This window comes from Maridesulfovibrio ferrireducens (assembly GCF_900101105.1).
Taxonomy (GTDB): domain Bacteria; phylum Desulfobacterota; class Desulfovibrionia; order Desulfovibrionales; family Desulfovibrionaceae; genus Maridesulfovibrio; species Maridesulfovibrio ferrireducens.
The window spans coordinates 602,640-616,951 of the sequence record NZ_FNGA01000002.1 but is presented as its reverse complement, the minus strand read 5'-3'; the positions used below and the strand labels follow the sequence as shown (position 1 = coordinate 616,951).

15 protein-coding genes are annotated in these 14,312 nt (G+C 43.2%); 11 read left to right on the top strand and 4 right to left on the bottom strand.

The annotated features are described in order from the left end of the window. Window position 1 precedes the first annotated feature (1 nt). Window positions 2-949: a formate dehydrogenase accessory protein FdhE gene (locus BLT41_RS07625; RefSeq protein WP_092159840.1), complete on the bottom strand. Its 948-nt coding sequence runs from the start codon at window positions 947-949 to the stop codon at window positions 2-4. A 387-nt stretch (window positions 950-1,336) separates the two neighbouring features. Further along, the gene (gene fdhD, locus BLT41_RS07620) at window positions 1,337-2,125 is read right to left on the bottom strand and encodes a formate dehydrogenase accessory sulfurtransferase FdhD (protein ID WP_092159838.1); all 789 of its coding nucleotides are present in this window, start codon (window positions 2,123-2,125) and stop codon (window positions 1,337-1,339) included. Window positions 2,126-2,414: 289 nt separating this feature from the next. Between fdhD and BLT41_RS07615 the strand changes: the two genes are divergently transcribed. From BLT41_RS07615 to BLT41_RS07590, 6 genes are all read left to right on the top strand, one after another. Then, window positions 2,415-3,242 (top strand): ABC transporter substrate-binding protein, encoded by an 828-nt coding sequence (locus BLT41_RS07615; protein ID WP_092159836.1) that lies wholly within the window; start codon window positions 2,415-2,417, stop codon window positions 3,240-3,242. Between the two features lie 73 nt (window positions 3,243-3,315). Further along, on the top strand, window positions 3,316-4,011 hold the full coding sequence (locus tag BLT41_RS07610) for an ABC transporter permease (RefSeq protein WP_092159834.1): 696 nt from the start codon (window positions 3,316-3,318) through the stop codon (window positions 4,009-4,011). Further along, a complete protein-coding gene (locus BLT41_RS07605; protein WP_092159832.1) occupies window positions 4,008-4,658 on the top strand; it encodes an ABC transporter ATP-binding protein in 651 nt (216 codons plus the stop codon). The genes BLT41_RS07610 and BLT41_RS07605 overlap by 4 nt, the downstream gene beginning before the upstream one ends. A 257-nt stretch (window positions 4,659-4,915) precedes the next feature. Next, window positions 4,916-7,387 (top strand): glycogen/starch/alpha-glucan phosphorylase, encoded by a 2,472-nt coding sequence (locus BLT41_RS07600; RefSeq protein WP_092159830.1) that lies wholly within the window; start codon window positions 4,916-4,918, stop codon window positions 7,385-7,387. 78 nt (window positions 7,388-7,465) lie between these two features. Next, window positions 7,466-7,759: an MTH1187 family thiamine-binding protein gene (locus BLT41_RS07595; RefSeq protein WP_092159828.1), complete on the top strand. Its 294-nt coding sequence runs from the start codon at window positions 7,466-7,468 to the stop codon at window positions 7,757-7,759. 62 nt (window positions 7,760-7,821) lie between these two features. Continuing rightward, window positions 7,822-8,316 (top strand): hypothetical protein, encoded by a 495-nt coding sequence (locus tag BLT41_RS07590; RefSeq protein WP_092159826.1) that lies wholly within the window; start codon window positions 7,822-7,824, stop codon window positions 8,314-8,316. Between the two features lie 10 nt (window positions 8,317-8,326). Here the strand turns inward: BLT41_RS07590 and BLT41_RS07585 are convergent, their stop codons facing one another. Together BLT41_RS07585 and BLT41_RS07580 are read right to left on the bottom strand one after the other, a co-directional pair. Further along, the gene (locus BLT41_RS07585; RefSeq protein ID WP_092159824.1) at window positions 8,327-9,097 is read right to left on the bottom strand and encodes a UPF0280 family protein; all 771 of its coding nucleotides are present in this window, start codon (window positions 9,095-9,097) and stop codon (window positions 8,327-8,329) included. A 105-nt stretch (window positions 9,098-9,202) separates the two neighbouring features. Then, window positions 9,203-9,853, bottom strand: coding sequence for a lactate utilization protein (locus tag BLT41_RS07580; protein ID WP_170830333.1), 651 nt, complete (start codon window positions 9,851-9,853; stop codon window positions 9,203-9,205). A 375-nt stretch (window positions 9,854-10,228) separates the two neighbouring features. On the opposite strand from BLT41_RS07580, the gene rpmH reads away from it, so the two are divergent. From rpmH to jag, 5 genes are read left to right on the top strand one after another with little or no spacing between them, the layout of a single operon-like run. Then, window positions 10,229-10,363, top strand: a complete 135-nt coding sequence (gene rpmH, locus BLT41_RS07575) for a 50S ribosomal protein L34 (RefSeq protein WP_092159822.1) — start codon at window positions 10,229-10,231, stop codon at window positions 10,361-10,363. Further along, entirely contained in the window at window positions 10,351-10,731 is a 381-nt protein-coding gene (rnpA, locus tag BLT41_RS07570) for a ribonuclease P protein component (RefSeq protein ID WP_092159820.1), read from the top strand. The genes rpmH and rnpA overlap by 13 nt, the downstream gene beginning before the upstream one ends. After that, window positions 10,728-10,994 carry a membrane protein insertion efficiency factor YidD gene (gene yidD / locus BLT41_RS07565; protein WP_092159818.1) on the top strand — a complete coding sequence of 89 codons (267 nt, stop codon included), beginning with the start codon at window positions 10,728-10,730 and terminating at the stop codon, window positions 10,992-10,994. Before rnpA ends, yidD begins: the two co-directional genes overlap by 4 nt. Window positions 10,995-11,019: 25 nt before the next feature. Further along, window positions 11,020-12,624 carry a membrane protein insertase YidC gene (gene yidC / locus BLT41_RS07560; protein WP_092159816.1) on the top strand — a complete coding sequence of 535 codons (1,605 nt, stop codon included), beginning with the start codon at window positions 11,020-11,022 and terminating at the stop codon, window positions 12,622-12,624. 53 nt (window positions 12,625-12,677) lie between these two features. Beyond that, window positions 12,678-14,306 carry an RNA-binding cell elongation regulator Jag/EloR gene (jag, locus tag BLT41_RS07555; protein WP_092159814.1) on the top strand — a complete coding sequence of 543 codons (1,629 nt, stop codon included), beginning with the start codon at window positions 12,678-12,680 and terminating at the stop codon, window positions 14,304-14,306. Window positions 14,307-14,312: the final 6 nt, after the last annotated feature.

The following is a 14,312-nucleotide window of genomic DNA, read 5'->3' as shown; positions in this document are numbered from 1 at the left end:
TTTAGAACCCCCATGCTGATAATGTTCCGCGTTTGTAACCCTCTTCGACTGCTAAAAAATCAAGCGGTAAAGATTCCAAGTCATCAAGTGTCGGGATGGAAACTTTATCCAGTTCTCTGAAATCAATAGTTTTGATGTAATTATTGCAACTGTCGCAAACCTCAACACGGTAACCGGGTTCTCCTTCCGCTGTGAAAAATTTAATTTTTTTAGAGTCGCTTTCATCACAGTAAGCACACGCCAGTCTGCGCACGCGATATTCGGTGTGACAGAAGGAACAGTCTGCGTAACGGAATCCCTGCTTGTGACGCAGTACATGAATGAAAGGAATGCTGCCGCACACGGGGCAATGTCCATGATTACGGGCTGGCGGAGGGCTGACTTCAATTTCCAGATCAACACTGGTTGGTGTTTCTTCTTCTGCTTTTTCAATTTCAGGCAGATGTTCGGCAATATTTCTAGCAACAACTTTGATTGAGGGAGTAACTGACGACTGGATAAGAAAATTTAAAGTACGCGGTGCTTCAGGTGTATCTTCTCCCCATTTTGCAAAGAAGCTGTCATCTCCTTTAATATATGCGGAAAAAACTTTTTCAAGATCAAGTTCTTTGTTTTCAATTTTATCAGAAATAAACTTTGTCGCATCAGCAATGGGACCTGATAAATTTAAAAGTATATCAGAAAATTTTGTGAATAGCTGAACTGCCTGATCGTGATCATACGGGAAATCTGCCCGGGCGAGTAGAGGACGTCCTTGAATGTTTTCGGCGGCAGGAGCAAAGGACGCGGGGTCTGGCATAACTGGTGCGGCTTGTTGTTCTGCTTCAAGCTGAATTTTTGCTACATTTGATATAAGATCAACAAGTTCGTCTGGAAGAAAATCTTTTTTATTCAGGTTTTTAATTTTTTTATCTAACTGATGTTGTGCCTTGCTGTAATCAAAAGTCATAATATTCTCCTGGTCGTTACCATCTTTGGGGACATAACATTCTGAATTTATATTGCTTAAATACTAATTACTTAACGTGGAGCATCTTTTTAAGTATTGATTCCGATTTTGCACTAAAGAGGGAATAAGCCTTCTTTAAGAAAGCTGCATGCTAATGTTAATTGCTTTCGTTTTAGCACTAAAAATTAACCCTTTTGGCTATGTCGTCAACATCTATTTTAAAAATAAAATGAGCAATGACACTCATAACGAAGCCCTTGCCTCTTTAGTTTGTTCTGAAAGAGGTTAGGGCTTTATTTTTTTGATTTTGTAAGTTCTATATAGAAAATTTATTATGCCAAATTGGGCATAATGGAAAAAGCAGGGTTAAGTTGTTCTATGTGGTTTTCAAAGCCCTTCAATTCTGCCTTGATCATTGTAAACCCAGAATCCGGTATCACTGATGTTTCCTATTAAAGTGATGCCGATTTTTCTTGCCAGTTCAACGGAAAAACTTGTGGCGACTGCTGTAGAAGCCAAAATTGGAACACCGATGCGGACAGCCTTAAGCAGGATCTCAGAAGCAACTCTTCCTGTAGAAACAATGATTTTACCGTTGGTAGGAACTTCTTCAAAAAAACACTGACCGACAATCATATCAATTGCATTGTGTCTGCCGATATCTTCTCTGAAATAAAGCATATCAGTCGGCGTACAAAGGGAGGAGTTATGGCATCCTCGGGTCTTTCCGTAGAGTGTAGATCTTTCATGCAGTGTGCGGGCATGATGCAGGATTTGCTCAGGTGTAACCTTCAGGTCGGAATGTATAGTCTTTTTAGAAATGGTGGAAACGTTTCGTCCGAAGTTTGTCCCTTTTCCGCAGCCGGAAGTTATTGAATATTCGAGAACGCGCCCTTCCCATGGATCATTATTTGTTGTTACGTCCGCAATTATTCTGTCATTGCGTTCTGTAATTTTAATGTCTGTAACTTGATCCCGCGTGGAAATGTATGCGTCGGACTTCAAGAATCCTATTGCTAGGTATTTTGGGTACTTAGCCGTGGTGAGCAGCGTAACTACTTCTCGACCATTAAGATTAATGGTTAACGGAATTTCAAGAATACTTTTAATTTCTTTATCTCGAAAAGAGTTATTGGAATATTCTTTAACCGTAAAATTATGACTGTCTTTGACCATGTTTTCACCTGCGTTTGTTTCGAATAGGATAAGTAAAAACTTGTGTGGTGGGCAAGTTTATCTTTTCTCCTTCAAGTTCAGCACAGAAATTGAATTTAAGGAATCGTATAATGTTAAATTTCGAATATTTGGGGTCAAACTAGTAGTATAATTATGCTTGAGTTGACATATTGTCTGGATTTTGTTTTAGCACGTACTGATAGTGCTGGGTTGATCTGAACGGCACTAGCTGTGGCGGATTTATTTTTAATTGTATACAACGATCCAATTTTTTCAATTCGGAGGGAAGATGAAAAAAATTAATGTGATGCTGTTAACGTTTGCGCTTGTTGCACTGCTTGTTTCACCTGGACTGGTTAAAGCAGAAGAAGTTTTAATGATGGCTACAACTACCAGTACTGATAATACAGGTTTGCTTGATGAGCTTGCTCCTAAATTTCAGAAAGACACCGGAATTGAATTACGCTGGACCGCTGTCGGTACAGGCAAGGCTCTCAAAATGGGCGAAAATTGTGATGTTGACGTTCTTTTGGTTCACGCTCCTGCTGCGGAACAAAAGTATGTTGATTCCGGCGCACTCAAAGATCGTAAAGAAGTTATGTATAATGACTTTGTTATCATCGGGCCGGCTTCCGATCCTGCAGGAGTTAAAGGTCTTTCAGTTGTCGATGCTATGAAGACAATTGCTTCCAAGAAAGCTGCATTCGTAAGCCGCGGTGACAACTCCGGAACCAACAAAAAAGAAATCTCTCTTTGGAAAACAGCTGGAATGGCTGTTCCTGATAAAGACGCATGGTATGTTCAGACCGGACAGGGCATGATCAAAAGTATCAACATTGCCGAAGAACGCGATGGATATATTATGACTGACCGTGGAACCTATATTAAATATGAAGCCAACAAGAACGGTAATCCTGAGCTTAAAGTCCTGGTTGAAGGTGATAAGACTCTGTTTAACCAGTACAGCGTTCTTGCTGTAAATCCTGAAAAGTGCAAAAATGCTAAGTATGCACTCGCAACTAAATTCTCCAACTGGCTTACTTCTTCTAAAGCTCAGAAGGATATTGCCGATTTCAAACTTCTCGGTAAAAAACTGTTCATTCCTAACGCAAAATAGTTTTAAGTCGTCACTATAATGTTGAAAAAAAGGGGATGCATTTGCGTCCCCTTTTTTTATATAAGGGCACTATATGGATTTTATTGTAAATGGTTTTTTTCAGGCATTTTTATTGCTTTTCGGCGGAGATCCTGAAACTTATTCTGCCATATTCACTACCCTTTCGGTTTCGACTATTTCGATTTCCGCAAGTCTGATAATCGGCGCCCCGCTGGGGTTCATGCTTGGTTATCATGATTTTTACGGAAAGAAATTCTTGCGAACTGTGGTGGATTCTCTGCTTTCTTTCCCAACCGTTGTTATTGGACTTCTGGTTTATGCGCTTCTTTCTCACAGAGGGCCGCTGGGAGATATGGAACTTCTTTTCACTATTCCCGGTATTGCCTTTGGTCAGGCGTTATTAGGGCTCCCTATTGTGATTGCAATGATGGCTACAGCCGTTGAGAATCTTGATCAGCGATTAAAAAACACATTGCTGACTCTTGGAGCCGGGCGCAGTCATATATTGCGCACAACTCTCTGGGAAGCTCGCTACAGCCTTGTACTTGCGGCAGCGGCGGCATATGGCCGAATCGTATCTGAGATAGGTATTTCCATGATGGTTGGTGGAAATATAAAATGGCACACAAGAACCATAACCACTGCAATTGCTCTGGAAACAGGTAAGGGTGAGTTTGCGATGGGGATTGCTCTAGGTATTGTTTTGATGATTGTTGCCTTTGCCGTGAATTTTTCCATGTCCGGTATTAAAAAGAGGGCGGGGAAATGAGTAATATTCTGTACAAACTCTCCGGTGTAACTCAGTGTTATAGTGATAAGACCGTCCTTAATCTTGATGACTTTACTGTTTCGAAAGGGGCAATCATTGGTCTTGCCGGGCATAACGGCAGCGGCAAAAGTACCCTTATGCGTATTTTAGCTTTTCTTGAGAGCCCAGTCTCGGGTGAAATTATATTTGACGGCAAAAAGATTGAAACTGCGGACATTCAGCTTCGCCGGAAAGTAACTTTGCTGACTCAGGAACCTTATCTGTTAAAAAGAACTGTTGCCGGAAATGTTGCTTATGGGCTTGAACTTAGAGGCGCAACCCATATTGAAAGTAAGGTCCGTGAATCTTTAAGCCTTGTGGGACTTGAGCCGGATATTTTTATGTCTCGTCAATGGTATGAACTTTCGGGCGGTGAAGCGCAAAGAGTTGCCTTGGCAGCGAGGCTTGCAATCAATCCTATGGTTCTGCTTCTTGATGAACCCACAGCCAGTCTAGATAGAGAAAGCACGCTTTTGATACACGAAGCCGCTGTGAAGGTTCGCGAAAAATACGGAACAACGCTTGTTATTGTCAGTCATGATTATCTTTGGCTTGAAGATGTCGCCGATAAAATTATTACTTTCTCTCAGGGTAAAATTAAAAATTAGCGCAATCTTGATCTTTTTGCTTATTAATCTCTTCGTATTTTATAGACTTAAATTTTCTAAATTTTACAAAATATAATTAAGCAAGTGCTAATACTTAAGCAGCAAAATAATGGAAAGAATATTCCATTATTTTGCTGCTTTTTGTATTTAGATCTCTGCAAATTAAGCTTTTTTATGAAATGTTATTTCAAGTGGATTTAGAATATTGAAACTGTTAATGTGGTTATATTATCCCTCATGAATAAGTAGGAGTACTTATGACAAAACGCAGATTTACTTTGAAAAAGAAAAATGATCGCAAAAGTCTTGCCGCTGATATCTGTGACCACGTTGTTTTTTCGCTCAGCAAGGAAGTGGATAATGCCACAGAGCATGATATCGGTAAGGCTTTGGCATTATCAATGCGGGATCGTCTTGTTGAAAGAATGATGATGACTCGTGACAGGTTCCGCGAGGCTAAAGCCAAGCGTATGTACTATTTTTCTATAGAATATCTGCTTGGTCGTTGCCTTGGTAACACCTTGTGCAACATGGAGCTTCTTTCAGAGTGTGAGGAGATGTTTAAGGATATCGGGTATGATCTTGACGAAGTCCGCGAGAGCGAGCGCGATCCGGCGCTTGGAAACGGTGGTCTGGGAAGATTAGCAGCCTGTTTTTTAGATTCATTGGCAACTCTTGATATGCCCGGATGCGGTTACGGTATTCATTATGAGTATGGTCTTTTCAGGCAGTCCATTCAGGACGGTTGCCAGAAAGAATTGGCTGACTACTGGATGGCAGACGGTATGCCGATGGAGATAGCCCGCCCTGATCAGGCTGTGATGATTCCTTTATACGGTAGGGTTGAAAACAGTATTTTGCCTAATGGTGAGTATCTGCCCATGTGGATGGACTGGGAAGATATTATAGGTGTCCCATATGATATTCCAATCGTAGGTTATGGCGGAAAAACAGTAAATTATCTCAGACTGTTCGCCGCACGAGCTTCTCAAAGCTTTGATATGGAAATTTTTAATCACGGGGATTACATCCGGGCTGTTCAGCGAAAAATTGAATCTGAGATGGTTACGAAAGTTTTGTATCCCAGCGAATCAGTCTCTTTCGGTAAAGAATTGCGCCTTGTTCAGGAATATTTTCTAGTGGCTTGCGGTTTGAGGGACATCACACGCAGGTTCTCAGCTCAAAACAAAAATTTTGAAGAATTTGCTGACTACGTAGTCATCCAGCTTAACGATACTCACCCGGCGTTAACCGTTGTCGAGTTGATGCGGTATCTTGTGGATGAAAAAAGAATCAAATGGGGAACAGCCTGGGAGATTACACAGGCGACCTGTGCGTATACGAATCATACTTTATTGCCGGAAGCTCTTGAGTGCTGGTCGGTTGATCTGCTTGAAAAGGTTCTTCCGCGTCATTTGCAGCTCATATATGAAATTAACAGCCGTTTTCTGGACGGTGTTAAGAAGAAGTATGCGGATGATGTTGAGAAAATCAGGCGCATGTCACTCTTTGAAGAAGACGGTAAGAAAGAAGTCCGTATGGCCAATCTTGCTGTTATCGGCTCGCATTCAGTTAACGGGGTTTCTGAACTACATTCAGATTTAGTAAAGCGCAGGCTTTTCCCTGATTTTTATGAAATGAACCCTGAGAAATTCAATAATAAAACAAACGGGGTAACTCCTCGACGCTGGCTGCTTAAATCCAATCCACCCCTTGCTCAGTTATTAACTGATTCTGTAGGTAAAAAGTGGATTACTGATCTAAGTGAACTTAAGAAAATTGAAAAATACGCTACGGATACAGAATTCCGGAAAAAATTTATTGCCGCCAAGCGTAAAAATAAAATAGTCCTCTCGGACTTTATAAGAAGTACTTTGGATATTAAGGTTTCGCCTGATTCTATTTTTGATATTCACGCCAAGCGCATACATGAATATAAGCGGCAGTTACTGAATGTTCTGCATATTATTCATATGTATCTGGAAATGATTGATCATGGCCGGGAGCCTTTTTGTGCCAGAACATTTATTTTTGCCGGTAAGGCTGCTCCCGGATATTGGGAAGCCAAGCAGATAATTAAGCTTATCCACAGTGTCGGAGAGGTAATCAACAAAGATAAGCGGACTAAAGGGTTGATCAAGGTTGCTTTTACTCCTGATTATCGTGTCTCGCTTGCGGAAAAGATTATTCCGGCCTGTGACCTCAGTGAACAGATTTCAACCGCAGGTACCGAGGCTTCGGGAACCGGTAATATGAAGTTTGCCATGAATGGTGCTTTGACTATTGGAACTCTGGACGGAGCCAATGTTGAAATGCGTGAGGAAGTCGGGGCTGAGAATTTTTACCTCTTTGGATTGAGGCAGGAGGAAGTTGAAAATCTTTTGGTGACAGGTTCTTATCATCCACGCGGAATTTACGAAAAATCTCCTGAAGTACGACAGGTTTTGGATGCTTTGCGGTCAAATAGATTTTCTCCTAAAGATCCGGGAATGTTCAGTTGGATCGTAGATAAATTGCTGATGGATAATGAGCAGTATCTGCACCTTGCTGATTTTGTAGAGTACATTGAAACTCAGAAAATTGTGGATCGTGAATATGCCGACCCCGCTCTTTGGAATAAGAAGGCAATTCTGAACACCGCCCGTATGGGAAAATTCTCAACAGATAGAACGATGAGAGAATATGCCCGTGATATTTGGAATATTAAAGCTCTTAAGGATTTAGAGTAATCACATATTCATGATGCTTGCTTTCTCATGTCCGGTACATGTAGTATTAATTTATCAATGCTAACCGGAGAATATAACATGAGTGTTTTAGTAGAATTGACAATCTTTCCAACCGATAAGGGCGTAAGTGTCAGCCCTTATGTTGCGCGGGTTGTTGAAATTATTCGTGCAAGCGGTTTATCCTGCCAGCTTGGTCCGATGGGGACCAGTATCGAAGGAGAGTGGGATGACATTATGGCCGCTATTACAAAGTGTTACCGCGAACTGGCAACAGATTGTGACCGCATCTATATAGTTATGACGGCTGATTGCCGCAGAGGGGCTGTCAATAGATTGCAAGGCAAGGTTGAATCTGTCGAGTCTAAGTTGTAGCCGTTGTTCCAAATTAGAATATTAAAAGGTTTGAAATAAATCCTTGGGAATTGGAGAGACGGATGCGTTTAGATATGAAAAAAGTAAGCGGAATTTTGCTGGCTTTGGTTGTCTTGATGTCCGCAGGCTGCGCTCATCTTGACGTTTCTCATTTGAGTAGAAAAGCGTGGCAGCTTGAGAGTCCAAGTTCTGTGTCGATGGAGTTTATGAAATTTGATTATCAGGTAATTCCGCGCAAGGACAGTTTCGGAGTGCGTGGTACAGCCTTTATCAAAAAAGCAAATGTTCCTTCATGGGCGCAGTGGATTGGCGAGCTTTGGATTCAGGGCTACTTAAGTGATGAGGACGGAACTGTTCTGGCACAGGGAATTCAGGTCTTTTCGCCTGAAAAGCTTGAAGAAGGGCTTGGCGTGCCGTTTGATTTTGAACTGAAGCCGGAGCAACTGGATTCAGGTCAGTTGTTTATTTCCTTTGGTTACAGACTTGTGCTCCTCAAGGAGAAGCAGGACGAGACCAGTCCTCCGTTTATGGCGATAGAGCGGGCTGTCAGTCATTAATGATATAGCCTTACAGGGCAATTAGTTCTATATTCCCCCATGCTCCTATTTTAGAATCGTATTGCACGAAAACTCCATCCAGACCGAACTCAGCCCCGGATTTTGTCAAACTTTCTGACAAGGTCCGGGCTTTTTCTATGACGAGAGCAACGTCAGCAGGGGATTTGAGTAGATTGGCAAGGGCTGTGGCTGCTGCGTCTGCAAACCGGCCGTCCTGAGATCGGACTGTGACAAGATCACCGCTGCCAAGGCTTAAAGAGTGGCCTATTGTTCCGGACGACGAGCAGATTGATACTGGAAATTCATCTGACTTGATAATTAAGCCTATTTTAGAACCGGATTCAGGATCGGAAAGCAGAGCAACTCTGCGGGGAACTGTTGAGTTCATGAATATGTCCCCTCCGTTCTCTACAATAATATTTTCACTTATCGGTTGCAGCCGTGTTGCTACTTCCTGAGCAACAGCCCCGGCAACAGCTGCCATTGGTCCGACTCCGCAAAGAGCTGTAGCATGTGCCATGGCTGTTATTATCGGGTCCGCGTCCTTCGGGACAGCCACAGGAGTCAGGCTTGTTCCGAACTGTGGATTCAGGAAGATGTGAGCCTTAATCACGGAACGAACTTCATGGATAATCGCAGCGACTTCAGAACTGAGATTTTTTTGAGCAATGACAAAAAGGTCTGTCTGTTCAACTACTACTTGAAACGATGTTTCCTCAGTAGAAGGAGTTACATTTTTTCTGTAATCTCTAGCATGGCCGATGTGCTTTTTTCTGGTCAAATTAATCCTGTGGTCATGGCAAAAACAGGTTGTCGTACGTTAATAAAAAATCAGGCTGAGTTGCATTAATGACAACTCAGCCTGATTTTTTTAGATTAGAGCTGGTTAGAATCCAAGATCTTCATTGATTAGAATGATGTGGATACGTCCTTTAGGGGAGGATTTTTCAGTGATACCCCAGACTGAACAGATTCGTTCTGGAGAACTGCAATCCGCACATGTGCCTGTCACTGCACAGGGAGTTTTTCTTTTAAGTCGCATGGCATTCACGGGAGCTACGTATTCTTTGATGCGGCGTGTTGCAGCTTCAAGATCTCCACAAATTTTATTTCTGCCTACGAGAACGACAACACTCTTCGGTCCGAAAGCCATTGCTGCGACTCTGTTGCCTGTTCCGTCGAGGTTTACGATTTCTCCGTCATTGGTGACAGCATTCGCGCTTGTGATGAACAGGTCGCTTAAAAGAGACTGTCTGCGGCGCTCGATTTTTTCATCAGCGGAAGGTTTAGTGTCGTATGTATCGATTACTTTGACCTTTTTGAGCTGTTTGATCTGATCATAGAGACCTGAGTCGACAACAGTCATGGACCCGCCGAAGCTGATAGATGCCGGAGACAGTTGAGGAATAATTTTTTCGAGAACAAGCATGGCTGCAGCTTTGGAATTATTAGCAATATGAGTGGTGAAGCCGTTGTCATCAAGAACTTCTTTTAGCTCACCAAGACGTATGTTCCAGAAATTTTGTATAGGGTGCATTAATTTTCTCCTTTGATTATAAGATATTCATGGATTGAACAGTTGATTGTATGTTAATTAATTTTTTCAAAAACATTATGAAGTGTTCTGCCATACATCTCAATATATTTTTATTCAAAAAATTGATAAAAATAAAATCATGGTGTATCTAAGTGCTAATAGACTTTGACAGAAGGGCGAACATCAGGGTATGCGGTCTTGTTTTCACTTAAAAGGAATATATATTATTCGGAGTGAGATTAAAAGGAATTAGCGTCGGCCCGGTTTTAAAAACATTTCTTGACGATGTCCCCCGTTGGGGATATATGTTCCCGTTCCTCGTGTCCGGAAAAAATCCGGCTTAATCAAGAAAATAATTTTTGGAGAAATAGAACAATGAAAAGAACTTATCAGCCTAGTAAAATCAGAAGAAAAAGAACCCATGGTTTCCTCGTTCGTTCACGCACTAAAAATGGTCGTGCAATAATTGCAAGACGTCGTGCTAAGGGACGCAAAAGATTATCTGTTTAAATTGGACTAAGGAGCATCGTCTCCTTAGGAAGCCTGATTTCGATCACTGCTATGAGCAGGGAAAGAAACACTACACGAAGAGTTTTATATTGTTCGTGTTATGCCATGGTAGCGGCCCCGGCGGGGTTCGTTTGGGCCTTACCGTGAGCAGAAAAGCGGGGCCTGCTGTTGTTAGGAATCGCATTAAAAGAGTAATGCGGGAATTCTTCAGGCTCTATCAAAATCAATTCCAGTTTCGCGCGGACATAATTTTTGTGCCCAAACGAGCTCTGGACGGCAAGAAGATCACTCTTGGTCTTGTCGAAAAAGAACTGATTCCGATAATAGGTAGGCTTAACAAGCTTGTCGTAAGTCCGGATCAGGAATGAGAAATCAGGGAATGCGGACTCTGTTTCTTTATCCTATACGCTTTTATCAGAAGTTTATTTCCCCGTTGTTTCCGGGGTGTTGCCGCTTTCATCCTACCTGTTCGCAATATGCCATAGAGGCGATATCCCTTCATGGAGTGATCAGAGGAGGGATTTACGCTTTGTGGCGTCTGATGCGTTGTCATCCGTTATGCAAGGGCGGACATGATCCTGTTCCCGTCCCAAAAAAATCTACCACCGCGCAGTCTCGGCCTGAATTTTAAGGTCAAATGAGTGAGAAATTAAAAAATGGAAAATAAACGCGTTATCTTGGCTGTTGCCTTATCTTTTGTCGTACTTCTCGGCTGGCAATTTCTTTTTCCTCCTCAGCCGCAACAACCTGCACCTGTCGAACAACAACAAGTTGTTAAACAGAATGAGGCCGTTAAGGGCCCTGTTTCTAATCAATTCCCTGATCCTATCACCACCAGTTCAATAGTTTCTGCTAAAGGAACTAAACTGAAAGTGGAAACACCTCTTTACTCTGCCGTGATTAATTCACAGGGCGGACTGCTTGAGAATTTTAAGCTTAAAATTTACCAAGAGACAATAGAACCGAACTCTCCTGATGTGGATATGGTCGGAACTGATGCTTTGAATAAAGCTCCTATGGGACTTATTCTTAATGGAATACCCACTTGGACCCGTGGAGTATGGGGATACGAAGGAAATGATTTGTCTCTTGACGGAGATAAAATCGGAACTCTTATTTTTCGCGGAGATGTGGAAGGGTTCAGAATTGAACGCAGACTCACATTTCATGCAGACAACTATTTAATTGATGAAGATGTTCGTGTTCTTAATGTTTCGAATCCCAGCGGTCAGGGCAGATTGGCTTTTACCACTGCGACAAAAAGCCTCAGTGCCGAGGACGACCGTTACAATCCTACCCGTATTTCATGGTTCGGACCTGAAGGGTTAAATCAGGAAGACGATCGCGAAGACCTCGCAAAGACCGGAGTTGAAGTTACTGGAGACATGAGCTGGGGAGCTATTGATTCTAACTTCTTTATTCTGGCTCTTTTGCCTGATTCTAATGATGTTACCATCAAGGGTAAAGTTCAGGACAACATTTTCAGAATAGCAGCGGAACAGACAGTTTCTTTTGATAAAGGGATTGAGCGTAAACTGAACTGTTCTTATTTCTTCGGTCCTATGGACCCGACTGTTATGAACAAGGTTCCGGGCGACCTTTCTGCAGCAATTGATTTCGGTTGGTTTGATATTATTGCAAAACCGCTGACAATAGCTCTGGAATGGTTTAACCAGTATGTACATAACTATGGTATTTCTATTATCCTGTTGACGATTGCCATTAAGATCCTTTTTTGGCCCCTGTCTCAGAAAAGTTACAAATCCATGGAACAGATGAAGCGTTTACAGCCTATGGTTGCAAAGCTTCGCGAAAAATATGGTGATGACAAAGAAAGACTCAACAAAGAGTCTATGCAGCTCTATAAGACGTATAATGTTAATCCGGCTGGTGGGTGTTTACCCATGGTGCTGCAAATTCCGGTTTTCTTTGGTCTGTATAAGGCCCTGTTGGGAACGGTTGCTCTTAGGCATGCCGATTTCATTACTTATCTACCTTTTACTGATATCATTTGGCTTGCCGACCTTTCGGCTAAAGACCCGCTTTACATCACTCCGATCGTGATGGGTGCTACCATGTTCCTTCAGCAGAAAATGACACCTTCAGCAGGTGATCCGACTCAGCAGAAAATCATGATGTTCTTGCCCCTGGTGTTCACCTTTATGTTCCTCAACTTCCCCGCAGGGCTTGTTGTGTACTGGTTAGTGAACAACGTACTATCAATAGCCCAGCAGTGGATTATTACTCGCAAAGTAAAATAAAGGGCGTACGATTAGTCGGATTAATTGAGTGATGAACACTACTAGGAGATAGAATGAGCGAATTCAAAGAATTCCAAGGGAAGAATCTGGACGAGGCAATTAATAATGCCTGTGATTACTTCAATCTGAATCGCGATAAGCTTGAAATTGAAATACTCAGCGGTGGTTCTACCGGGGTCTTCGGACTCGTTGGAAAAAAGAACGCCAAAGTAAAAGCCCGTCCTAGAGGCGGAGAGAGTAGATCTTTATTAAATAACGAGACTAAGCCTGAAAGGACTCAGTCTGCCAGATATGAAAAACCGGTTGAACGGCCTGTAGAAAGAAAACCTGAACCGGTAGAAAAGAAAGTTGAGCGTGAAGCTCCTGTTGTAAGAGAAGAAACAGCCATTGCTCCTCGCGCAGAAGTTGAAACTCCTGCTGTTAAAAGAGAATCTGTCGTTGCTGTCAGAGAAGAATCCGTTGTACCTGCTGTTTCTGAATCCAAAAGCGAAGCAGTTGATGCCGATACGGATACTGATTCCAGTGTAAATGAAGGCTTCAGAGAACGTCGCAGCATAATGGAAGCTGATCCTGAAGATATCGCAGCAGCAGTTCGCGAAGCTCTTGAAAGGATGATTGAACCTATCGTTCAGCAGCCTCCTAAACTTGAAATTGAAGTGGGCGAAGACAGAGTCAACGTACTTGTTGATGATGAAGAAAATTCCGGTCTTATTATCGGACGTGAAGGACAGACTCTTTCCTCCTTGCAGTATCTCTGCAACAGGATGGTTTCTAAGAAACTTCAGACTTCTGTCCGTGTTCAGATTGATACAGGTGATTATCGCGAACGTCAGGATGAAAAACTCCGTCAGCTCGCGTGGCATCTTGCAGATAAAGCAATGCACACCGGAAGGGTGCAGAGTACTAAACCTCTCAGTTCTTATCACCGCAGAGTTGTTCACATGGCTTTGCAGGAAGATAAACACGTTAATACTCGCAGTAAGGGCGATGGCCCTATGAAGCGTGTGCTGATTCTTCCACGTCGTAGCCGTACAGCCGGCGGACGCGGTGGCGAACGCACTGAACGCCCAGAACGCAGCGAAGGATATACTTCTCAGCCTACTGATCGTTATAACAGTCGTGGATCTGAACGCAGCTCTGAACGCGGTCCAGCTCGTGGCCCGGAACGTGGAGCACCACGTGGCCCAGAACGCGGAGACGCTCGCGGCCCAGCTCGTGGTCCAGAACGTGGCAGTGCCCGTGGCCCGGAACGTGGTCCAGCTCGTGGTCCTGAACGTGGTAGTGCTCGCGGCCCAGAACGCGGCCCAGAACGCGGTAGTGCACGCGGCCCAGAGCGTGGAGCACCACGCGGTCCTGTTCGTAATGATTCACGCGGAGACGCACGCGGCCCAGAACGCAGCAGACCTCGTACAGGTGAGCGTAATGATAATTACGGACGTGGTCGTACTGAAAATACAGCTCCTCGCGGACGCGGTGAAAACTACGGTAATCGTCCTCCCCAGGATGAAAACTTCGGTAATCGCGCACCACGTGACGAGAACTTCGGTAACCGTGCACCACGGGATGAAAACTTCGGTAATCGCGCACCAAAGACTGGCGAAACCCGTAGCTCTGAACGTACTGGAAACAGCAGTTCAGGAAATACCGGTGGCTACAACGATGATCGTTACAACCGCTATTAGACTTTA